Consider the following 23073-nt stretch of genomic DNA (forward strand, 5'->3'; position numbering starts at 1 on the left):
ACATGACAACTCATCTTTTCACACCGCTGCAAATGGGGCCCTATACATTGACCAACCGCATCGTCATGGCGCCGCTGACCCGAAACCGGGCAGGCGCCGGCAATGTACCCCAGCCGATGAATATCGAATATTACCGCCAGCGCGCCTCGGCCGGCCTGATCATCAGCGAGGGCTCGCAGATTTCGCCCTCTGCTGTCGGCTACCCCGCCACGCCCGGCATCCACAGCACCGAGCAGATCGCCGGCTGGAAGCGGGTGACCGATGCGGTGCATGGCCGCGGTGGGCGCATTTTCCTGCAACTGTGGCACTGCGGTCGGATTTCCCACCCCTCGCTGCTGGATGCCGGCACGCTGCCGGTTGCGCCCTCAGCCATAAAGCCGGATGGACAGGCTTTCACCTACCGGGGATTGCAGCCCTTCGTCACGCCGCGCGCCCTGGAAGCATCCGAGTTGCCAGGCATTGTCGAGGACTACCGCAAGGCGGCGCAGAACGCCATGGAGGCGGGCTTCGATGGCGTCGAAATTCACGCCGCCAACGGCTACCTGCTCGACCAGTTCCTGCGCGACGGATCCAACCAGCGCACCGACGCCTACGGCGGCTCGCTGGAAAATCGCTGCCGCCTGCTTCTCGAAGTCACCCGGGCCGTCTCCGATGTATGGGGGGCGAACTGCGTCGGCGTACGACTTTCCCCAATCAACCCGTTCAATGACATGCACGACTCCAACCCGCAGAAGACCTTCGAGTACGTGGCGGCGGCGCTGGGTTCCTTTGGCCTGGCCTACCTGCACGGCATGGAAGGCACCATCGGCGAGAGCAAGCATGCCCCGCAGGAATTCGACTTCACGCCCTTCCGGCGCGCCTTCAAGGGCACCTACATCACCAACGGCGGCTACGACAAGGCGCTCGCCGAAGAAGCCTTGACCACGGGCTATGCCGACCTGGTGGCCTTCGGGGTACCCTTCATCGCCAACCCGGATTTGCCGGAACGTTTCGCCGAAAATTCTCCACTTAACGAAGCCGACCCGAACACCTTCTACGGTGGCGACGAAAAAGGCTATACCGACTACCCGTTTCTCTCTTAAAACACTAAGGGCTCGTTAATGAATAAGTTGGACATACGCTGGGGCTGGTTGGGGTGCAGTCCTAGGCGCGAGACGCGCGGTTGTGTCATTCACAACAAGCGGATCGCAACACCGGAATGCACCCCAACCAGCCCCAGCCAGAAGGGTTGCCGCGTATTCGGGCGTCTGCGGCGTTGCAAGGCTTGCGAATGGAACAACCATTCGCCGCGCCTCGCGCCTTGCATCCATCCCGAATATGCGACAACGTATGACCAACTTATTCATTAACGAGCCCTAAGGAACAGCAATGCAAACCAAAACCGCCTCAACCCAGGTCGACGTTCACGACATCATCGCCAAGCGCTGGAGCTGCCGCGCCTTCGACGCAAGCAAACCGGTCAGTCGGGAGCAGATCGTCGCCCTGCTGGAGGCCGCGCGCTGGTCGCCCTCCTGCTTCGGCGACGAGCCGTGGCGCTTCATCGTATGGGACAAGAACAGCGATGCCGCTGCCTGGCAGAAAGCCTTCGACTGCCTGGGGGAATGGAACCAGAATTGGGTGAAAAACGCGCCGGTACTGATGCTGACCACCGCCAACAGCCTGTTCAGCAAGAACGGCAAACCCAACCGCTGGGGCCAGTACGACACCGGTGCCGCCGCCGAGAATCTATGTCTGCAAGCAGTAGCTTCGGGCTTGATGGCGCATCAGATGGGTGGCTTCGATGTGGAAAAAACGCGCAGCGCTTTCAACATTCCCAATGAATTCGCATTGATGGCGATGATCGCGGTGGGCTACCAGGGCGAGCCGGAAGTACTTAACGACAATGAGGAACTGAAGGAACTGGAACTGGCTGCTCGCGCCAGAACCCCGCTGGGCGTACACTTTTTCGATGGTGACTGGGGCGTACCGGTAAAGGGCTAAACGGACACGGCGAGAAGCGCCACCCCGAATTATGGATATCGCTTCTCGCCGTGTCCGTTCTCTCTCTCCTACTTCTCCCCCAGAAGGGAGAGAGTGATGAAGTATCGCTTCGCGATGTTTGCTTTAATTCGCGACCTTTCCCCTCGCCTGCTTGGTCTCGCTACGTTGCTTCTTGGTTTCCAGCCTGCGCCTTTTCGACGCTTTGGTCGGTTTCGTTGCAATACGCGGCTTAGGTTTTTCGGTGGCGTGAAGAATCAGTTCTACCAGGCGGGCAATTGCGTCCTGCCGGTTGCGCTCCTGCGTGCGATGGCGCTTGGCCTCGATCAGCAGTACGCCCTCGTTGGTCAGGCGGTTTCCCGCCAGCTTCATCAGGCGAGCTCGCACATCCTCGGGTAGCGAAGGCGAACGCGCCACATCAAAGCGCAACTGCACTGCAGTCGAAACCTTGTTGACGTTCTGCCCGCCCGGCCCGGAAGCGCGAATGAACTGCAGTTCGATTTCGTTCTCATTGATGGCGAGCCATGAAGTAATCCGTATCATCCCGCCATGGTAGCAACCGGCTGCTTGCCATGAAAGAAATAAACGCGTTAAATCCAAACGACATGGATTTTTTGCGCACGGGGTTTTCTGGTTTACTGAGAGAAGCCGTATTCAGCGACCTGCTGAATCCATGTGGATGTTGGTCTAATGGGCAGATTCATGGTGCCAGTTTCAAATCAGGGAGGATGTATGCGAAATTTATCGGTCGCAGTTCTATTGTCGATTGCCGCGCATGCGGTGAGTGCAGCGGATGATGTTGGACGATACCAGGCCATTCCGCTCCCCAGGGCCAACAATGACGTATCACAGTCAGTCGTCATCATCGACACAAAAGAGGGCTATCTCTGGGAGTGGGTTTCAACACCCCCCGTTGGCCGGATTCCTGATGGATACTATCTCCGGTATCAGGGCAAAGTCAGACCAGGCAAAGCCATAGGGGAAGTCGTTGATCAGAAACAATTCACTTCGCCGCTAAAATGAAAACACAAGAGGCCGATAAATATCCGAGGTTAAGAAGGCAGGAAAAATGTCAGCCCAAATAACCCCCCAAAACATTCTCGACTTCTGGTACTCGAAGGAAATGCAAAGCCGCTGGTTTGCATCAACGCCGGCACTGGATGACGAGATACGGAACAAATTCGAGGCGTTGTGGCGCAAAGCCGCCACAGGGGAACTCGACGGCTGGAAAGAGACTCCTGTGGGCTGTCTGGCCTTGGTCATCGTACTCGACCAGTTGCCGCTGAACATGTTTCGCGGGAAGGCAGAGAGCTTCAGCACCGAGCAACAGGCGGTCGAAATTGCCAAACACGCTATCGGCAAAGGCTATAACCTGCACTTGCCGGCAGAGCACCTGGCCTTTCTGTACATGCCGTTGATGCACAGCGAGAACCTCGCAGATCAGGATCTCTCAGTCAGGCTGTTCGAAGCAGCGAAACTCGAAAGCAACCTGCGTTTTGCGCAACATCATCGGGAACTGATCCGGAAATACGGCCGCTTTCCTCATCGCAACGGCATACTTGGGCGGGAAAATACACCCGAGGAAATCGAGTATCTTGCTTCGAAAGAAGCATTTCTGGGCTAGAACGCCAGTTAGGTGCGTCCCACTCCAATTCGACCCGGATTTATCGCCAACTCCGGGTTGAATATAACGTTACGCCAGTTAATTCATCACTAGCCACTTTGAGTGTATTGCCTATTAATACGCGCTGACGGCACAAATGTCAGGAGCTATTTTGAAAACTCAAACTCATGCGCAATTGTCGCTCCATCGCTGAGAGCTTAATGCCGTAATATTTCTCACCCACCTTGAATATGTACCTGCACCAATTTTCAGATCGTTTAGGCCAATTAAGCGTAACGCAATAAGTTCCATGTCACCTATATGCCATGTGCCTTGACCGATTGATGACCTACCTAGCTTGCTGATATTACGACGAATATCGCTTGAAGCAACGAGTTTTCCATCGGGTTCATTCGTCCATCGGCGGGAGCTCCCCTCCTTTTGATGACTGACGACTTTGGCATTCGGAATTAGCTGCCTTAGCTCGTCCGCAGTTAGCTGAACTTCGTTCTGTGCCTTAAGGTCATTAAGAACCAAGCCACCAGCTTGAGCAACCAAGGAAAGTGCGAAGCATAAGACCCCCCCAACGTACCAAATTTGAGGGGCTGGCCGAGGAAAAGCCTAAGCTGAAAACCCATGAACCCGCCAATATGAATAGAACTCAGGGCAGAGTACTGGGGTGGCAAACCGATGAACTTAGGCATGTAAAAAGGCGTGCTCAAGCGCCAGAGCGAACTGCCGCAGTTGATGCGAACAGATCAGGCACACCGAGTTGCTTAAAGCCGTACTTGCTTATTCCATGAAAATTCAGGTCAAATAGTCCTCTGTTTCTGTCCCATATTCAATCACGTCGAGCTGGGACGAGGATGTACAAAACATAATTGCGGAGGAATCCATGCAACGCGGCTGCCATACACGTAAACGTATTCTCGTTACCGGGGGTGCAGGATTTATCGGTTCGCACCTGTGCGAACGACTGCTCTCGGATGGTCACGATATCCTGTGTGTGGACAATTTTTATACTGGCACCCGCGACAACATCACTCACCTGCTCGATCACCCGCACTTTGAGCTGCTGCGTCACGACATCACTTTCCCGCTGTTTGTGGAAGTAGATGAAATATACAACTTGGCCTGCCCAGCCTCACCGATTCACTATCAGAACGACCCAGTGCAGACCACTAAAACCAGCGTGCACGGTTCGATCAACATGCTGGGGCTGGCCAAACGCGTGCATGCTAAAATCCTGCTCGCCTCGACTAGCGAGGTCTATGGCGATCCCGCCATGCACCCTCAACAGGAATCATACTGGGGACACGTTAATCCGATCGGCCCGCGCGCCTGCTACGACGAGGGCAAGCGCTGTGCCGAAACGCTTTTCTTCGATTATCATCGCCAGCATGGCCTGCACATCAAAGTTGCGCGCATCTTTAACACCTATGGCCCGCGTATGCATCCTGACGACGGCAGGGTGGTTTCCAACTTTATCGTGCAGACCCTTCGGGGTTTACCCATTACCATTTATGGCGATGGCCAGCAGACCCGCTCATTTTGCTATATAGACGACATGATCGAGGCGTTAGTTCGCCTCATGAATACATCTGATGATTTCACCGGACCCGTCAACCTGGGTAATCCAGTGGAATTCACGATATACGAGCTGGCACAGCACATTTTGCGCTTGGTCGGCTCCACCGCCGACCCGATATTCCATCTTTTGCCCGAAGATGATCCCCGCCAGCGTTGCCCCGACATCACGCTGGCCAAAAAGATAATGGAATGGCAACCTGGCATAGCCTTGGACACCGGGCTGAAACAAACCATCGACTATTTCCGCAATCAGTTCCAATTCGCCACTGACTGACTTCCGTCCATGCCAGCACATGTCAGCATCGTCATCCCGGCGCACAATGCCGCGCGCTACCTGGCTGCAACGCTGGAAAGCGCACTAGGGCAAACCTACGCAGAGCGAGAAATCATCGTGATAGACGATGGCTCTACCGACTCCACGCCTGCCCTGCTGCAGGGCTACGGCACCCGTATACGTGTGGCCCAGCAGAAGAATGCTGGACAGGCAGCAGCACGCAATCACGGCGCTCGTCTGGCGCAGGGCGATCTGCTGCTGTTTCTGGATAGTGATGATCTGCTGGATGCCGACTTGCTCACCCAGCAGGTCGCGCTGCTGAATCGCTTTGCAGGTGCGGATGCGGTGTATTGCGACCATCGTACCATTGATGATGAAGGCCAGATTACCGCAGACACGGGTGCGCTGAGTTACCCTCGTCCTTCAGGCGATATTCTGCGCGCCTTGCTGCATGGCCCCTGCATCGTCACACCGGCTCTGGTGCTGATACGTCGTGCGGCTTTCGAGTCCAGCGGGGGTTTCAACCAGATCGAATTGATGCGCGGCTACGAAGATTACGACCTGTGGCTGCGCATGGCGGCACACAGTTACTTTATCTACAACCCACGTACCCTGGTGTCATACCGGCGCCATCCGGCGCAGGCAACCCGACAGGAAGCTTACCGGCTCAAGGCAAGTCTGGCGACCCTGTCCGCACTGGAAGGCATTGGCGAAACCGTGCGCGCCAGAGGTACCGCGGACTTGCTGTGCTTTTACGCCGCGCGCTTGCGCGAAAGCCATCTCTCCGCCGCCTGGGCGCAAGGGCAATTGGGTGACTATCCAGGCGCGTTGCGCACTTCGTGGCACAGTCTGGTAGCGCAACCCACTTCCTTGCGGGCATGGCGCACCTGGACGCATGCCTTGACTAACCGGTTTGCCAGGCCGTGGAGACGACCATGAAAACATTGCCCCTCAGCTTCTCGGTAGTGATCCTCTAGTCTGCACCGTACCAATTTTCTGTTGCGCCTGCTGACTGGCGTACTAAAATTTACACAATTCAGCCGGTAGCCTCCAGTCTAAAACCAGCCATCCACTATCGTAGTGGGCTCTGCACTGGCTATGGGGCATAATGATGCTTCCTGATTAGCTCCATCTGACATGAACCTGATCGACGCCCTTTCACACCGGTTGAGAAGCACCCGAATCCGCCTTTCCGCCTTGCTGGCGAAAAAATGGAAGCGCAGCTTCTATCTCTATCTGGCCGGAATTTTCACCCTCCTGATCATGGCCGACGCGCTGTTTCTGCATCTCGCCACCGACATGAAGCAGACCACGTTCGACATGATGGTGCGTTACCGCGTTGTCGTGCCCAAGCCCGACCCGGACATCGTCATCGTCGACATCAACGAGGCGAGCCTGGCCGCGATGGCGAAAGACTACGGCCGCTGGCCGTGGCCTCGACAGGTACTGGGAGAGTTTGTCGAACAGATTGAAAAACAGCGGCCCAAGGCCATCGTGTTCGACATCCTGTTCAGCGACCCGGATGTGTACAACCCGGACAGCGATGCCTATTTCGATGCCGCCATCGCCGCCACCGGCAACACTTTTTTCCCGATGCTTCGGCTGGATCCGGCAAGCGACACCCTGAGCCAGATCAAGCCGGGCATGATCCCGGGCGTGATCGCCATGAGCGGCGAGGCACAGCGCGATGCCACGGTGGCAATGGTGCTGCCGCACTTCAAGGCGGTGCTGGAAGGCGGCCGGATCGGGCTGCACAATATCTACCCAGATACCGATGGTATCGCCCGCCAGTACCCGGTTTACCGCGACGATTACGGCTGGAAAATTCCCTCTCTGCCGCTGCGTATTGCCCAGCAACTGAAGTTTCCCCAGCCCGAGGCGCAGCGGGTGCTGCTCAACTGGCGCGGCAGGCCATTTACCTACCACTCGGTAAGCTTCAGTGACGTTTTTGCTGATCTGACCAGCAAAAACAAACAGCGTCCGGCAGACGAATTCACCGGCAAGATTGTGATCATCGGTTCGACCGCACCCAGCCTGTTCGATATCAAGCCGACGCCGCTCAGCCGTATGCATCCCGGCGTGGAAATTCTCGCCACCGCCATCGACAATTTCAAGCACGGTGACTACCTGCGCTTCCCCGATGCCCGCATCGCCTACCTGCTGCTGACGCTCTCCATTGTGTGGGCGACCGCCTGGGGGTTCTACCACAGCGTTGGCCAGGACAAATTCGACAGGCTGTTCGGCGCTTCGCAGTTCATTCTTCTGGCTGTCTCCTACGCCAGCATCAACTTCACCACCACCTACATCAACCTGACCGGCCCGATCACCCTCGGTCTGGCCTACTTCACTCTGGCCCGGCTGTACGCCTTCGCTACCGGCAGGGCGCTGGAGAAAAGCACGGTACGGACTTCGCAGGAGCGCGACGGAGAACTTCATGGCGTGCTGATGCTGATCAGCCTTGGCGTAAAGGCAGATACTCTGAGCGAAGGCGCGCGCGAAACAATCCGCAGGCAACTGGAAAAAACCGGCAGTGCAGCAAAGAGCGTGGAGATCCTGAATGGCCGGCAAAAAGGCATCTGGAATCTGTTTGAGAACACCCTGGCAATTTCCTGGCTGCGCCCGGCAGATGACGAGGACAATCGGCTACGCATCCTCCGCGACATCAACACGATCGTGCAAGTGGCCGGATCTCTCTTGCAAAAACACGCTGCAACTGCGGATAATGAGGTGAACTGGTTCGTCCACGAAGGGTCGATTACCGGCGGAGAGCAAGCATCCGACAGCTGGCGCACATTGTTCGCAGAAACGCTGCTACGCTGGAAAGAGACGGAAAAAAGGAAATCATGATGCACTCAACACGCTATCTTCATATACTGCTGGCCGCTGTTCTGCTGGCAGCGCCCATCGCCCACGCAGGCGAGAGCGGCACCGCAGTCAAGGCCGATGAACTGAAAGCGGAACCGTTCCGCGACGCCAAAACCGTCGGCAAGCTGACTGCCGGCGACAAGGTGGAGATCCTGAAGAAGGACGGCGGCTGGTTTCAGGTAAAAAGCGCCCGGGGCAACGGCTGGGTGCGCATGCTCAGCATCCGCCGCGGCGTAGCGCGCAAGACATCGACAAGCAGTGAAATCTCTGGGCTGGCCGGCCTCGCTTCGGGCAGGGCCGGGACTGGGCGGGTAGTCGCCACCACCGGCATCCGCGGCCTCAACGAGGAAGAACTCAAGGCCGCCAAATACAACGAAGCCGAACTGAAGCTGGCTGAATCCAGCCTCACCAGCCGGGCGGAGGCGAAAAAATTCGCCTCCAAAGGCAAACTGACGGCGCGCAAGCTGGATTACCTGCCCGACCCGGCTGAAGGAGAACAGCCATGAACCGCATGATAGTCAGATGGCTGACCGGGCTGGGACTGCTGCTATTCCTCGGCGCCGCACACGGCTTCAATCTCGGCCAGGAGCTGAGAAATGCAACGGAAGCGTTACAAAAACCGGGCAAGTCAGCGGAACTGGGTGGCTATTCCGAGGAGGAAGAAACTGCCATAGGCCGCCAAATTGCCGGCAGTCTGCTCGGCGCTGCGCCGCTGGTGAAAGACAAACAGCTGCAAAAATACGTCAACAATGTCGGGCGCTGGGTCGCCAGCCAAAGCGAACGGCCCGATCTCGCCTGGCACTTCGGCGTAATCGAATCGAAAGACATCAATGCCTTCGCTGCGCCCGGCGGCTACATCTTCGTCACTCGCGGGCTGTACCAGCTGCTCGACAACGAAGCTGAACTGGCGGGCGTGCTGGCGCACGAAATCGGCCACGTCATCCGCAAGCACCACCTGAAAATCCTGCAGCAAAGCAAGCTGGTGGATCTGGGCGGTAAAATGCTGGCGAAGCAGGTGGGCGGCGACGAAAAAATCCACAACCTGATCGGCAGCGGTGCGGAAATCGTCTCGCGCTCGCTCGACAAGAACGCCGAATTCGAAGCCGACCGCATCGCCGTGGTGCTGGCGGCGCGCGCCGGCTACGACGCCTTCGGCCTGCCTGAAGTCCTGCAGGAAATCGGCCATTCTGCTACCGGCAACAGCGGCAGTGTGGCGCTGCTGTTCAAGACCCACCCCCACCCCGACGAACGTCTGACCAAACTCAGCGATGCGGTAGGAAGCCGTTTCGACGGGTTGAAGGGGCTGACCCTGGACAATCGCTTCTATCGCCTGAAGCCTTAACTTTTTTCAACCAACTCTGGAGAGAAAATCAATGAAAATACGCCTGATTACCCTCGTTTGCGGGCTGCTGCTCAGCCTGAATGTTTACGCCGCCAATCCCATGGTAGAGATGAAAACCAATCTTGGCAGCTTCACCCTCGAACTCTACCCGGACAAGTCGCCGAAGACGGTCGAAAATTTTCTCAAATACGTCAAGGGCGGCTTCTACAAAGGTACGGTATTTCACCGCGTGATCGATAACTTCATGATCCAGGGCGGCGGTTTCGATACCAGGCTAATGGAAAAAGAAACTTTTTACCCGATCCGGAACGAGGCCACCAATGGCCTGAAAAACGAGACTTACACCATCGCCATGGCACGCACCAATGACCCGCATTCCGCCAAGGCGCAGTTCTTCATCAATGTGAAGGACAACGTCTTCCTCGACCATACCGTTCCCAAAATGCAAGGCTGGGGCTACGCTGTGTTCGGCAAGGTGGTGAAAGGCCAGGATGTGGTAATGAAGATTTCCAAGGTCAAAACCGGGCCACGCGATCCCCTGCCCTCGGATGTGCCGCTGGAGAATGTGGTGATCGAGGACGTGAAGCTGCTGCCTTAACCTGATGTCCGTCCCATACACCTGGACCTCCATCCTCGGCATCGTCCGCGAGCATAAGAAGGATCTGATCAGCGCCCATATCGTCGCCATCCTGGCAGCGGTGGCGAGCGTGCCAATTCCGCTCCTGATGCCGCTGCTGGTGGACGAAGTACTTTTGCACCAGCCTGGTCGAATGGTGGCGTGGCTGAACAGCCATTTCGCCCCCACTTGGCACGGACCGGCACTGTATATCGGCGGAGTACTGGCGCTGACGCTGGTGCTGCGGCTGACAGCGCTGATCCTGAGCGTATGGCACGGCCGCAGCTTCACCTTGATTGCCAAGGATGTGGTCTTCCGCATGCGCGAACAGATGCTGCTGCGTTTGAGCCGCATCGCCATGTCGGAGTACGAGACGCTGGGCAGCGGTGCAGTCGCTTCCCACTTCGTCAAAGACCTCGATGCGGTGGACAATTTCATCGGCGCCTCGGTGTCAAAATTTCTGGTGGCGCTGCTGACCATCATCGGCACCGCCATCATCTTGCTGTGGATGCACTGGCAACTGGCGCTGTTCATCCTGCTGCTCAATCCGGCGGTGATCTATTTCACCACGGTGCTGGGCAAGCGCGTGAAGGATTTGAAGAAGCGTGAAAACAGCGCCTTCGAGTTGTTCCAGCAGGCGCTCACCGAAACTCTGGACGCAATCCAGCAAATCCGCGCCATTAACCGCGAACGCCACTACATCAGCCGGGTAATAGACACGGCGCGCGACATCCGCACCCATGCCGCCGCTTTCTCATGGAAAAGCGATGCCGCTGGGCGGCTGTCGTTCATGGTATTTCTATTCGGCTTCGACGTATTCCGCGCCATCAGCATGCTGATGGTGGTGTATTCCAATCTCAGCATTGGCCAGATGATGGCGGTGTTCGGCTACCTCTGGTTCATGATGGGGCCAGTGCAGGAAATCCTCGGCATCCAGTACGCTTTTTATGCCGCCAAGGCGGCTCTGGGGCGCATCAACCGCCTGCTCGAACTGAAGGAAGAGCCACACTACCCGCACCTGAAGGATCCCTTCACCGGCAAAAACACGGTCGGCGTCGAGGTGGAGAACGTCTGCTTCAGCTATGGTGAAACGCCTGTGCTCAACGGCGTCAGCCTGACCATCCAGCCGGGAGAAAAAGTGGCGCTGGTAGGAGCTTCCGGCGGCGGCAAGTCAACCCTGGTGCAGGTAATCCTCGGTCTCTATCCACCCGACTCAGGCACGGTGAATTTCGATGGCGTGCCGATGACCGAAATCGGCATGGAAGTGGTACGCAGCCACGTCGCCACCGTGCTTCAACATCCGGCACTATTCAACGACACGGTACGCATGAACCTGACTTTGGGACGCGAACTCACCGACGAACAACTGTGGCAGGCGCTGGAAGTGGCGCAGCTGGCCGTTACCGTACGCGAGTTGCCACACGGCCTCGACACCATCGTCGGCCGCCAGGGCGTGCGCCTCTCCGGCGGCCAGCGCCAGCGCCTGGCGATCGCGCGCATGGTACTGTGCGACCCTCAAGTCGTCATTCTGGACGAGGCCACCTCGGCGCTCGACGCAGAAACCGAGGCGAAACTGCATGACGCGCTGCGCTCGTTTCTGAAAAACCGCACCACGCTGATCATCGCCCACCGCCTCTCCGCTGTAAAACAGGCCGACCGGGCCTATGTCTTCGACGACGGCCATATCATTGAGGAAGGCGTACACGAGGAACTGATCAAGGGTGATGGGCTTTACAGCCGGCTGTATGGGCGGCTTCAGCACTGATCGGACATCATGCTCAGTAAAATAAAATCCCTCATTCTAATCGTGACCCTGTCCGGCTGCGCGGCCATGCCGTGGACCGACACGCGGGAGGACGCGCTGCGGCAGGAGGCGGGATACCTGGCCGGGCTGGTCAAGAAAAACAAGATCAACAAGGTGCAGGCCGCGGACCGGCTCAACATCAAGCGCATCAATCTGATCGGCCAGAACCCCTACGATGACGAGGTGTTCGCCTATTACCGTCATCTTGCCGGGGAGCGCGACCGCAAGCGCATCGACCAGGACGAGGCCCAGTCGCTGATGCAAAAAAAACTGTCCGAGGTGCGCGCCCGCTACCGGCAAGACCCAGGAAAATCCGGCAAGACCCCGGTGTTCACCAATTTTATGATGGAGCTGTACGGGCTGCCGTCACTGTGACCATTTTGGCGACCACCGTATTGCTGATCATTGCCGCAATGGTCGCCGCCTTCCCCTTGCTCGTCCGCATCGGCTTCCGCGCGCCGCGCATCATCGAACGGGGCAGTCCGGAACAGTACGGTCTGGCATACCGGGAAGTCTCGATCCCGACCGAGAACGACAAGCATCTGTTCGCCTGGTTTGTCCCGCCTCCGGCTACCGGCTCCGCTCCGGCCGTGGCCGTGCTGCATGGCTGGTGGCAACGCCGAAATGATGCTGCCGCTGGCGCAACCGCTGCATAGTGCCGGCTATGCCGTACTCCTGTTCGATTCGCGCAACCATGGCAAGAGCGATAGCGACGACTTTTCTTCCCTGCCGCGCTTCGCCGACGACTTGGAACACGCACTCGACTGGCTTGCGTTGCAGCCCGATGTGGAGGCCACCAAGCTGGCCGCGCTGGGGCATTCGGTGGGTGCCGCAGCGGCACTGCTGGTCGCATCGCGCCGCCGCGATCTGGCCGCGGTGACAAGCATTGCCGCCTTTGCCGATCCGGAAAGCATGATGCGGAGATTCCTCACCGCGCATCACGTTCCCTATTTCCCGCTCGGCCGCCCCGTGCTGTGCTACGTCCAGCACGCCATCGGCCACCGCTTCAGCGACATCGCCCCGCGCAACACCATCCGACAGATCCGTTGCCCGGTGCTGCTGATTCACGGCAGCGACGACACCATCGTGCCGGCCGAGGAGGCCATGGAGATCTACGCCCGGCGGTCCGGCGACCAGGTTCGTTTGCTGATCCTGGCCGGCGACCACGACTCGTCCCGCGAAGCAGAGCGCCATGCCGATGAATTGATTGATTTCCTCGATCAGGCGATCGATCAGAAAAACGCCGAGCAGTTCAAACTCAGCGCCATATAATTGTGACGGACCCTTCGTTTCAATACCATCACCACACCGTTTCGGGTAAAAAAACCTATTTATAAACTGCTAGGACCAATCCCAACGCAGGGGATTACTGAATGTGGATTCAAAGCAAGGCGATAAAAGCGTCGGAATTCTTTACGATAGTACCTGTAATCCACTTCACACAAAACGCAGGCTACTGAATATGAATGAATTAATATAATTGGCATGAAGCATGCTTATCATCAATACAAGTGGCCGGAACTCGGCCCCAAAGCTCCCTGCTTAAACACTTGCTCTGTCTGGAGGACATCATGAAACTCAATAAACTTGCTACCGCCACCGCGTTGGCCGCCACGCTGATTACCAGCAGCAGCGCTTTCGCACTCGCCATTACGCCTACTGTCTCCTTCAATCCTGGCACAACGCTGAATACCACCGGCATAAGCACCTTCACGACAAGCGGGGCGCAAATGGCAGGTATGTTGGTAACAGCCTATTTCAGTGGCGGCACAAGTGAAAGCGTTTCCTGGGCTGCCGGTGTCGGTAGTGCTGGGGCCGCAACCGGCACTAATTGGTCCCTGGGTTTTGCGGGTGCCACAACTTTTAGCCCCTTCTGGGAATTGCTGACTACCGGCAATTTGTCTGCCGACATCACACGACTGGTCATTGATGCTCAACCTGGCGATACGATTTTTGACACTATTACGGGTATTGAAACAACGCCTGGTTCTGCGCAGGGCTGGCCTTTCTCGGATGTCGACGGCCCTGCCGGCTTGGGTGTAACGGCTGCCTATTTGAACCAGGTAGCGCTTAACGGTACGGTTTATGGAGATCTATTTACCGTGCTGGATATCGGTTTTTTCACAGCAACCGGTGCGGCTGGCGGATTGGGCGCAAATAGCCGGCTGATTTTTACGGCTGACACAGACAACACTACTGTCCGGGGTGACCTCAATCCCATCCCAGAGCCCGCCACCTTGGCTCTGCTTGGTCTGGGTCTGTTCGGTCTGGGCGCCATGCGCCGCAAGGCCTGAAACACTCACTGTCGAAAAATCTGACAGTCAACGGCGGCCAGCAGGCCGCCGTTTTTATTGTCTGGCCGAACAGTTCCTATCTCCACTGCCGTTCTCGGCGACGAGCAGACTCACCCCATGTATGGCGGTGGCGTTAACTATACAGCGCTCTGGAATTTGGAGCTGTTCGTGGACGTCACGCCAAATACTGCTCAGACGTGGAGAGCCTCATTTGAGCAGTTTGGGCCTGCAAACTACAATGCCTCTGGTCCACGAATTCTTGAACTTGATGGTTACGCATGCGCGGGTCCGGTGCCGGAACCAGCAACCCTTCTTCTCCTGAGTCTAGATCTGACGGGTATACCGGGAATCCGCAGAAAGATGAAAAGATAGATGCATCAATTGTTTCAAAAATCAAAAGGCAGAGCCTCTATGCAGGTTCTGCCTTTCTTGTGCGTTGTTCCGCACGCAATGCGCTTCGCTTCTTGGTTCTCTTACCCAGATTAGCCCTTACGAGCGTTTGGGCGACAGGAAAGCTTTGTGGAACAGGTGGTAAATGAGCTGCCAAGGCGACATGCGCAGCCAGTGTGCGCGTACATAGAGCAGCCAGCGGGCGGTGCCTGTCAGCCAATCGGAACAGCTCGGGTGAATAGGGGCGAGCGCGCGGCCGTAAAGTGCGTCCATGATGGCTACCAATAGCCAAGAAGGCCTGGACACTGCCTGGTTGATAGCGGCAGATTCAGGGATGGGCGTGCCAAGCACCAGATTAGCATAACGCAGCGCATAAAAAAGAGGGCGAGTGAGTTCCAGTTCCTGCGCTCGACTCACTAGCGCTGACCAGAATGACGGCGAATCGCCGAAGTGACGCAGCAGGCTATCCAGGTCGGCGAGGTCGCGCAACCCGTGATCCAGCTCGCCTTCATGAAACAAATGGGTGGCGCTATGTAGCACCATGTCTACCGGCGCTAACACTTTGATGGACTGATCTTCCCCAACCGGCACGGCGGCTTCAATTAATTTAACGGGGTCCGGATGAACGCGTGCACTTTCCGGCAGAATATTGTGGTGCACGTCCAGTACGCTTTGGCGCTTAAGGTGCATCATGGGCGGCAGTTCGTGCATCCAGATCCGGTAATAGCGCTGGTCGTAGGCATCGTGATGGCTACTGGCCCAGCCGTGGAGGCGCAGCGCGGCCTCTGCCTGATTGAGTTGGCCTTTGGGAACGAGGATATCCACATCTGAAAAAATGCGCCCTCTTGACGGTGGCAGGTCTGCCATGAGATAGGCTGCGCCTTTGAGCATGATGACCTGAAGGTCGATGGTTGCCAGCGCCTTACGAAGACAGAGAGTTTCCCATCGTATCGCTTGAGCATGTCGTTGGACCACGGTGTCTGCTGATTCCAGGTGTGCGCGGGGTCTGGCCGGAATACTGTCGATCAGACCTTGATCATCGAGCATGGTGTAGATGCGCGCCAGCAAATCGGCATGCCTTGCCTGGCGTATCAGCAGATCCCATTCGGTGTGGCTAAGCGATACAGCAGTTTTGGGTTGCCGCAGCACTTGCGCCACCAGGTTGTGTGTGGCCTTCATGGGGCGGGGAGCTTCAGGTCGGCAAAGACAGCAACGGCCTCGTCGAGGTTACTGTAGGTGAATTCGTAGCAATCGCACGCGTCGATCAGGTTTTCCATCATTTGAAAACCCTGTGGGCCAAGCTGGCTATAGTTAAATGCGCTCTCCACCATGCGCATAAAAGCGCGGGCCTTGGGTTGCGGTTCCAGGCGCGTGACTGCTCCGGGTTGGTACTTGGGAAAAACAATCCAGGCAGGCCGAGCGGTTACGTGGCTTTGCACGACGCTCCCGGCGGGCGGTTTCATGTGAGCAACCGTCCCTTTCATCGTGTCGCGCACCTCGCGGCTAAGGACTGCGCCCGGCTCAAATTTCCGGATCACGTGTATGGATTCATTCTTGAGGCTCACGGGGCGGCACAACGGAACGAGTGCGTTGTCTGCTTTGTCGATCAGGGCGAGTTCATCAGAGAGCAGGCGCCACTCACGGTTGATTAAAGCGGCGCACAAGGTGCTTTTCCCTGCGCCGGGCGGAGCCGGCATGATCACGGCACCACCCTGTTTTTCCATAACCGCAGCATGCAGGATGAGATACTGATGTGAGTGTCCTGATACGCACCAATTCATTCCCCATTCGAGCATCGGGAAAGCTTGGTCCAAAGGCAGGGGCTTGAAGGGGATTCGACCATCAAAAGAAAATAAAACCTGAGGACGAAACCAACGCCGCAAATTTCCAGGCGGGGTAAGACAGACGTGGAAATCGGCAAAGCCGGTTTCTTCAGCTATCGGGTAGTCCGCATAGAGCAGACCGATGCCCTCCGCCACACTGCGGATCGAGGTTTGTATATGTGTAATGAAGGGGCCGGCCTGGAGGAATAATCCCGCTTCTTTGAGCCGGGAACCAAGCTCCGAGGGTGTTAACGCAGAAACATTCAAAGTTGAGTATGTTCGATAATGCCAAGACTATCGAAATCCGTAAGAATTTGTTCTATGAAAAATACGAACTCATCATCCGGCTCAATTTGCTGCAATGGGGCAATCCATTCGGCCAGGCTTACTGTATCCGCAGGCGCTTGCTGCAATTTCAGTAGCACCTGTGCCGCAGCCAGGCCGAGCAGATGGGTATCCCCCGTAGCGCCGTTGTAGACGACGAACTCATCGCCCCAGGAATGGTAAAGCAGTTCGTTTTCGGCGGCTACTTGCCACTTCTGATTTAAGCGCATTCAGTATTTTAATACGGGCCGACCGCTGATGTCTCTGCGAAGGGGGAGAGGCTCAGGAATATATCAAAGAGTCATCGTGGTTTTCAAATAGGTTACGATGTCTGCGCCGTACCACTTTATGCCGGCGCTCGGCTCATAATAGCCTTTAGAGGCCCAATCGTTGAACATGTCTTTCACGGCCTGTTCAGTCAGCACGGGACTCGTCCAACCCATTTTTGCATTCAGGAGCGCGGAGACGATGTGTGCGCCCAACTGGTCAGGGTCCCCGCCCCCCCCCAGCCAAATCACCTTAAACATAGTGTAATTGTAGTAAATCGACCCACCGCCGCTGCAATTAAATTTATTTCTAAACAGGGTGGCGTTGGTAGTCGTCCAGTTTTCGGGATGATTGCAGTAATTCGCGTCACCTACACATGTTCCTGCCTTGTATGGCAGAGGCCATTCCTCAGGTTTGTTGCCCCAGTAGCCTGGCGTACGACCCATACACGTTGTGGGCTGTCCATGCGAGCTGACATTGCCGGACTGGAAACCGGATGGTGACTGACATGCCCACGCGCCCAGCACCGGTCGACTGGCGAGGGTAATAATCACCCCTCCTGCTGCTAACCCCGATTTGCCAAAGCGCCTGCGCGATTCATCAACAGATTGCGCTGGAGAGGTGGCACCCTGTGGCAGGCTTTGTTCCACCACCTTGCCATCTGGATGTTCTTTTGTGGTCATGACGTACTCTCCTTGATAAGGTCACTTCCTAACCCGCGTACTTTGCTCTGTAGGCCTATGAGTCATGGTATGAGGAAATATTGTACTGATTATTCAATATATGAGCAAAATTCGTACCATCTCTCTACGTAACCCCATATCACCCAAATAATCAGTGTATTAGACATATGCTTGATTCCGTATTACGCATCATACCTCAATCAGTGTAAACTTTTTCGACACCCACCTATTTTAAGAAGAAGTTGTCCAACGAGGTGAGACGAATTGGGCGATGGGTACACTGAGTTCATGCCCATCCCTTAACATTAGCGGCTAGCTAATTTAAATGTAGTCGTATCTGGAACATCGTACAAGGTAGATATCGGATCGCCGGCAATCCGTAATGTAATAAATCCCGACATTCAACACGATAAAATAAAAGCAAATGGAGTTTAAGACTCCAATGGCACCAAAACTTAAAACCTGTTTCCAGAAGTGGCTGCTGCCGCTTTAGCAGCGGCGCACGCACAATTTGACGCGGCTTAGGGAAATGGCTCGACAGATTCAACAACTCAGGCCTGAGAAATGAAAAACCCTGCCGTCAGAAAAAACAGCAGGGAAAGTTTGGTTTTACCTTTGACACGGAACCGGCAAGTGAATGGCCCCGTTTATTCTCTACAGATAAGCCTCACACCTTGCGCCTACGTATCACCCAACCCATTCCGCTCAGGCCAATGCCGAACAGCGCTAGACTGATGGGCTCTGGTACAGTCACTTCCTGTTGCAGTTGACCGCCTCCGATCTCCTGCAGATAAGTGCCTGTCCCTGCCCAGAAGTGGTCGAGTGCGCCAAAACCCAGGCCTTCGAGTGCGGCGGCTGTCCCGTCAGTGTATTGGAACAGGTTCACCTTGGACCATGTGCCGTCTGCGTTCTTTTTTGCTTGCAGCAGGAAATCTGACGTCATGTCCGAGACAAACATATAGCCGTTCACAAACGACATGCCGTCCATGTGACCGCCAGCCAAGTTACCGAAGGTGAATTCCTGCATCCAGGCAGAGCCGTCCCAGCTGTACACTGCGCGCGCGCCTTCGCTCGCGGTATACCAAGTCCCGGTCGCGGTGTCCTGGGTCACGAACGACCCGACTGTCGATAGCACAGTGCTTGTAACCCCCGTGCCAAGGTCATACTTTATTAGCCCCGCACCGCCAATACCGCCCCACGTGCCACCTGCCCCGCGATAATAGAGCGCGTCTGCCGTGGCAAACATGCCGGATTGACTCTGGCCGTCTATACCTGTATTGCCGTAAATTGTAGGGGCGCTAAAGGTGCGCGCCACCATGGGCCCAGTGTCGAGCGGATTATCGGGATGAACATTGGCGTCAGTCCCCCCCGACAGGCTTACGGTCCAGCGCGCAATCTGGCCATTGCCGACGTTGGCATAGACATAATTGCCATAGGAAGCGGTGTCATAAATCGAACCAGTCCCCAAACTGGTGTAGGTCGGACTGGCATAGACATAGTAGTTGCCATCGACAGCACCTGGAGTAATTAAATTCGCCATTGCGCTTGCGCTCATCAAGGCCATCGCGCCCGCTACAGCCACCGCGATTCGATTTGCCTGAGTCTTTTTCATGATTTTTCCTTTCAATATAAAAAATAACGGAAAAACATATAGAGGTTAGACACGATTAATGTATTCGCCAATTGCTATCGTACTATCCTTACCAATTCATTAAGCATTACCCATGCCAGCAGAGCACATCTCAATAATACCATTCATAAACAGTAAGTTAAATTAATATTGAGTGACTTCATCCTTTTTTTAAAAGCTTTCAAAGTTACACTGTAATAAATGTCGACATTCAGATCTGTTTAGTCAGAGATCAGCCGTTCCTACACTTGAGCATCCTCAATACGATGATGAAATACACGCCGAAGCCAATAGAATTGAGCCCTCTCAGGGAAGTCGAAAGTAAGGGTACGCATGACACGCGGATGAGAGAAGAAGGTTTTTAACAAGAAAATGGCGAATTTACTGGCTGTTGGCTGTCAAATATTCCGACACCATGACGGAGGCGATGGGGGGGGTGTGGACTGCTACAGCACTCAGGAGGCCATGATCACCCCTCTTCATAAGGGCAGGAAGCATGGACTTGGTCAGCGCTTCCCTAGGCAGCCAAATTCGTATTCAACGTCACGTAACGCACCTCAAGGATTTCCATCTCATCCACCCCTCCCGGCGTGCGCAGCGTCACCGTGTCTCCCTCGCGCGCCTTGAGCAGCGCCCGCGCCAGTGGCGAAACCCAGCTGATCATGCCCTGTCCGGCATCAGCCTCGTCCACGCCGACGATGCTGTAGGTGTGCTCCTCTCCATCCTGGCCGCACACCGTCACGGTGGCGCCGAAGAACACCTGGTCGCATTCCTCGCGCTCACCCGGGTCGACCACCTCGGCGTTATCCAGGCGTTTGGAAAGAAAACGGATGCGCCTGTCGATCTCGCGCAACCGCTTCTTGCCATAGATGTAATCGCCGTTTTCCGAACGGTCACCGTTTGAAGCTGCCCAGGTAATGGTTTTTACCAGCGCCGGACGCTCGGTCTTCCATAGCTGATCAAACTCGTCCTTGAGGCGCTGGTATCCCGTCGGGGTGATGTAGTTCTTCAGCCCCAGCGGCAGTTGCTGCGCCGGCTCGATCTCTTCCTCTTCCGCATCGTCGTTCTCGCGGGTAAACGCTTTGCTCATTAGGGCGTGTTAACATTAATTTCGCGTCTGCGACGGGGGCGATTTGGGATGCAGCCCGCGAAGCAAGACGCGCAGTGGTGCAAGCCACCACAAGCGGCTTGCGACAAAGGGGGGCGCCCAAATCGCCCCCGTCCCGAAGGGTTGTTGCGAGAAATGCGCGTCTGCGTTGTTGCAAAGCTTGCGAATGGAGCAACCATTCGCCGCGCCTCGCGCCTAGCATCCATCGCTTTCTCGCAACAACGCAGGCGTGAAATTAATGTTAACACGCCCTAGTTCTGTTCCAGTTCTTCCAGTGCCTCGGTGGCGATTTCACGCACCTCTTTGTCTTCGTCATCGAGACAGGCGCGCAACCACGGTGCCACTTGCTGGCCGCCAATCAGTGACAGAAAATGGCAGGCATCGGCCCGGGTGAGCGCATCGCCATTTTTGGTCAACGCGCCCAAATCGGGGATCATCGTCTCGGCGAGTCCACTGCCCTGCAGCTCTTCAAGCACCGCTCCTATCCCCAGACGCACCGCCATGCTGGAATCCGGCCGTTCCATCAAGCGCACCAACGCCCGCAACCGTGACGGCTCCTGCCGCGCCATCTCCTCGACCTTGGCGCGACGACCACTGGTCAACATCTGAAAAAAATAGTCTGCCATGCCGTCAAGGCTCCCAGCCTGTTCGGCCCAGCGACGCAGTTCGGCGGGAGGCTGCACGCCCTCCAGTTCGAACGGGCCGATTCTGGTCCACGGCACCGTCCTTACCCCAAGTTCTGACGCGCGCTCTGGGTGAACAGCAACATTAACCGCTTCCAGCCGCCCGATAGCGCCCTCCTTGAGCAGGCTGCTCAAGCCTTCTAGCACTGCTGGGCAATGCGGACAACCGGGTGCAAGCAGCAGCAAGGCATCGGGAATAGCGTTTTGATTCATGGCGTTCACCTGACAACAATCTCGAAAGTAGAATTGACGCGACAGTAGATCATATTAGCATTTAATGATATTTTATCGAATTGCGCCGGGAAGATAGAATCCCTTGCCTCGGCGCCCATCACTTTTCTGGAGAAACCAAGTATGGCAACAGTTGACCTTAACCAGGGCAATTTCGAGAGTACCGTCATTGGCAATGATATCGTGATCGTGGATTTCTGGGCGCCGTGGTGCGGTCCATGCCGCTCCTTCGCCCCCACCTACGAGCAAATGTCGGAAAAATACCCCGACATCACCTTTGCCAAGGTCAATACCGAAGCCGAAACCGATCTTGCCGGCTATTTCCAGATCCGCTCGATCCCGACCCTGATGGTGTTTCGCGAAAAAGTGGTGATCTACTCCGAGGCTGGCGCCTTGCCTGCCTCCGGGCTGGAGCAACTGATCGAGCAAGTGAAGGGGCTCGACATGGTTGAAGTGCATAAGCAGATCGCGGCCGAAGAAGCCAAGGGCAGCTAGTCTAGCAAATTCTGCAGAAAATCCGCGGCCTGCGCTATCCCTTCGGGCTGGACCGGCGTCGTGGGCGGCAACGCCCACAGCGCCTCCAGTTGTGCGGCAATGGCACCCTGTTCCAGCGCGGCACGCTCCACTTCCATGCAACGGCCCTGCCGCTTCAGCCATTCCACCAGATACTGCGCCTCCGGCCAGTCTTTACGGTCGAGATACAGCACCGGCACCCCATTGCAGGCCGCCTCGGCAAAACTGCCATAGCCTGGCTTGGTCAACAGCGCATCGCAGGAAGCCAGCACATCGGTAAAATCCATGCCCAGGGATTCCAGTTCCACCGCGTCGGGATGACGCACCTGCCATGAGGATTGCACCACCCAGCGCACGCCGGGAATGCGTGGCCAGCTATCCAGCGCCAGGCGGAAGGCAATGCCGCCCATGGCGATCAGCACCAGCCGGTCGTCGTTTGATATCCCCAGCCGGGCCGCCATTTCGGCACGGCGGCTGCGTCCCAACCGGGCGATGGGGCCGATAGTGCGACTATTTGCCAAATTCTCCATCGGCATAGCGGGCAGTGGCCTGAGAAAATACGCGGCGCTGTTGTAGGCATCGAGCATCTGGCTGTGAATTTCTGGCGCTTCCGGCCGGTCATGGCAGTAATGGCCGTAGATATCCGCCCAGTTGAGGGAACACATCCCCACCGAGGGAATTCCCGCACTGGCTGCGGCAGCAAGGCTGAGGTAGGGCACGTTGGCAAACAACAAATCAGGCGCGAGCGCGGCCATGGTCTCTGCTTCACGTGCCACCATGCCCTTCCAGTCACGGTGAAAATTCCGATAGGCCTCGGCACTTTCCTCCACATTCACCGCCACTGCATCCACCATCTCCATGCCGAAATCGAGCGCCTTGGAAATCAGCGTGAAATCGCAGTGAAAACGCCGCGCCAGCACCTCGTGTGGCGCCCCGCTACGCAGTGTCACTCGCATGCCGGGCAGACGTTCTGCCAGCGCGTTGACCACCGGCGCGGTCTGCGCGATATGGCCGAAGCCGTGATAGGAAAGATCGACCAGCAGATGGGGCATCAAT

24 protein-coding genes are annotated in these 23073 nt (G+C 56.4%); 15 read left to right on the forward strand and 9 right to left on the reverse strand.

From position 1 onward, the window contains the following. The first annotated feature begins 2 nt into the window (after nt 1-2). On the forward strand, nt 3-1082 hold the full coding sequence (locus SCD_RS11510) for an alkene reductase (protein ID WP_009205332.1): 1080 nt from the start codon (nt 3-5) through the stop codon (nt 1080-1082). Between the two features lie 286 nt (nt 1083-1368). Further along, on the forward strand, nt 1369-1980 hold the full coding sequence (locus tag SCD_RS11515; RefSeq protein WP_009205333.1) for a nitroreductase family protein: 612 nt from the start codon (nt 1369-1371) through the stop codon (nt 1978-1980). A gap of 123 nt (nt 1981-2103) precedes the next feature. Here the strand turns inward: SCD_RS11515 and arfB are convergent, their stop codons facing one another. Then, nucleotides 2104-2520 (reverse strand): alternative ribosome rescue aminoacyl-tRNA hydrolase ArfB, encoded by a 417-nt coding sequence (gene arfB, locus SCD_RS11520; protein WP_009205334.1) that lies wholly within the window; start codon nt 2518-2520, stop codon nt 2104-2106. Nucleotides 2521-3046: 526 nt separating this feature from the next. On the opposite strand from arfB, the gene SCD_RS11530 reads away from it, so the two are divergent. From SCD_RS11530 to SCD_RS16455, 12 genes are all read left to right on the forward strand, one after another. Next, the gene (locus SCD_RS11530; RefSeq protein ID WP_009205336.1) at nt 3047-3601 is read left to right on the forward strand and encodes a DUF924 family protein; all 555 of its coding nucleotides are present in this window, start codon (nt 3047-3049) and stop codon (nt 3599-3601) included. Nucleotides 3602-4475: 874 nt separating this feature from the next. Further along, nucleotides 4476-5444 (forward strand): UDP-glucuronic acid decarboxylase family protein, encoded by a 969-nt coding sequence (locus SCD_RS11540; protein ID WP_009205337.1) that lies wholly within the window; start codon nt 4476-4478, stop codon nt 5442-5444. 9 nt (nt 5445-5453) lie between these two features. Further along, entirely contained in the window at nt 5454-6383 is a 930-nt protein-coding gene (locus SCD_RS11545; protein ID WP_009205338.1) for a glycosyltransferase, read from the forward strand. A gap of 198 nt (nt 6384-6581) precedes the next feature. Then, complete coding sequence (locus SCD_RS11550; protein ID WP_009205339.1) at nt 6582-8291, forward strand: CHASE2 domain-containing protein; 1710 nt, start codon at nt 6582-6584, stop codon at nt 8289-8291. Further along, complete coding sequence (locus tag SCD_RS11555; protein ID WP_232504403.1) at nt 8288-8815, forward strand: SH3 domain-containing protein; 528 nt, start codon at nt 8288-8290, stop codon at nt 8813-8815. The genes SCD_RS11550 and SCD_RS11555 overlap by 4 nt, the downstream gene beginning before the upstream one ends. Further along, entirely contained in the window at nt 8812-9651 is an 840-nt protein-coding gene (locus SCD_RS11560; RefSeq protein WP_009205341.1) for a M48 family metalloprotease, read from the forward strand. Before SCD_RS11555 ends, SCD_RS11560 begins: the two co-directional genes overlap by 4 nt. Nucleotides 9652-9682: 31 nt before the next feature. Further along, nucleotides 9683-10249, forward strand: a complete 567-nt coding sequence (locus SCD_RS11565; protein WP_009205342.1) for a peptidylprolyl isomerase — start codon at nt 9683-9685, stop codon at nt 10247-10249. A gap of 4 nt (nt 10250-10253) precedes the next feature. Further along, on the forward strand, nt 10254-12032 hold the full coding sequence (locus SCD_RS11570; protein ID WP_009205343.1) for an ABC transporter ATP-binding protein: 1779 nt from the start codon (nt 10254-10256) through the stop codon (nt 12030-12032). A 9-nt stretch (nt 12033-12041) separates the two neighbouring features. After that, entirely contained in the window at nt 12042-12446 is a 405-nt protein-coding gene (locus SCD_RS11575) for a hypothetical protein (protein ID WP_009205344.1), read from the forward strand. 5 nt (nt 12447-12451) lie between these two features. Next, entirely contained in the window at nt 12452-12727 is a 276-nt protein-coding gene (locus SCD_RS16735) for a hypothetical protein (RefSeq protein WP_198408602.1), read from the forward strand. After that, complete coding sequence (locus SCD_RS11580; protein ID WP_023506977.1) at nt 12696-13343, forward strand: alpha/beta hydrolase family protein; 648 nt, start codon at nt 12696-12698, stop codon at nt 13341-13343. The genes SCD_RS16735 and SCD_RS11580 overlap by 32 nt, the downstream gene beginning before the upstream one ends. Before the next feature lie 299 nt (nt 13344-13642). Beyond that, nucleotides 13643-14365: a PEP-CTERM sorting domain-containing protein gene (locus SCD_RS16455; protein ID WP_009205347.1), complete on the forward strand. Its 723-nt coding sequence runs from the start codon at nt 13643-13645 to the stop codon at nt 14363-14365. Between the two features lie 489 nt (nt 14366-14854). On the opposite strand, the gene SCD_RS11590 is transcribed toward SCD_RS16455, so the two are convergent. The 7 genes from SCD_RS11590 to SCD_RS11620 all read right to left on the reverse strand — a co-directional run bounded on the left by SCD_RS11590 (nt 14855) and on the right by SCD_RS11620 (nt 21486). Beyond that, nucleotides 14855-15934, reverse strand: a complete 1080-nt coding sequence (locus tag SCD_RS11590; protein ID WP_009205349.1) for a nucleotidyltransferase domain-containing protein — start codon at nt 15932-15934, stop codon at nt 14855-14857. Continuing rightward, entirely contained in the window at nt 15931-16845 is a 915-nt protein-coding gene (locus SCD_RS11595) for an HprK-related kinase A (RefSeq protein ID WP_009205350.1), read from the reverse strand. Before SCD_RS11595 ends, SCD_RS11590 begins: the two co-directional genes overlap by 4 nt. After that, nucleotides 16842-17132 (reverse strand): HPr-rel-A system PqqD family peptide chaperone, encoded by a 291-nt coding sequence (locus tag SCD_RS11600; RefSeq protein ID WP_009205351.1) that lies wholly within the window; start codon nt 17130-17132, stop codon nt 16842-16844. Before SCD_RS11600 ends, SCD_RS11595 begins: the two co-directional genes overlap by 4 nt. 63 nt (nt 17133-17195) lie before the next feature. Next, nucleotides 17196-17852, reverse strand: coding sequence for a hypothetical protein (locus SCD_RS16460; protein ID WP_009205352.1), 657 nt, complete (start codon nt 17850-17852; stop codon nt 17196-17198). Between the two features lie 667 nt (nt 17853-18519). Beyond that, on the reverse strand, nt 18520-19464 hold the full coding sequence (locus tag SCD_RS11610; RefSeq protein WP_009205353.1) for a PEP-CTERM sorting domain-containing protein: 945 nt from the start codon (nt 19462-19464) through the stop codon (nt 18520-18522). 535 nt (nt 19465-19999) lie between these two features. Further along, entirely contained in the window at nt 20000-20572 is a 573-nt protein-coding gene (gene greB, locus SCD_RS11615) for a transcription elongation factor GreB (RefSeq protein WP_009205354.1), read from the reverse strand. A gap of 269 nt (nt 20573-20841) precedes the next feature. After that, nucleotides 20842-21486: a HEAT repeat domain-containing protein gene (locus SCD_RS11620; RefSeq protein WP_009205355.1), complete on the reverse strand. Its 645-nt coding sequence runs from the start codon at nt 21484-21486 to the stop codon at nt 20842-20844. A gap of 141 nt (nt 21487-21627) precedes the next feature. Here SCD_RS11620 and trxA point away from each other — a divergent pair, with 141 nt between their 5' ends. After that, nucleotides 21628-21999 carry a thioredoxin gene (gene trxA / locus SCD_RS11625; protein WP_009205356.1) on the forward strand — a complete coding sequence of 124 codons (372 nt, stop codon included), beginning with the start codon at nt 21628-21630 and terminating at the stop codon, nt 21997-21999. On the opposite strand, the gene SCD_RS11630 is transcribed toward trxA, so the two are convergent. Then, nucleotides 21996-23069, reverse strand: a complete 1074-nt coding sequence (locus SCD_RS11630) for a glycosyltransferase family protein (protein WP_009205357.1) — start codon at nt 23067-23069, stop codon at nt 21996-21998. The genes trxA and SCD_RS11630 overlap by 4 nt on opposite strands. Nucleotides 23070-23073: the final 4 nt, after the last annotated feature.

It is taken from the genome of Sulfuricella denitrificans skB26 (assembly GCF_000297055.2).
Classification (GTDB): Bacteria; Pseudomonadota; Gammaproteobacteria; order Burkholderiales; family Sulfuricellaceae; genus Sulfuricella; species Sulfuricella denitrificans.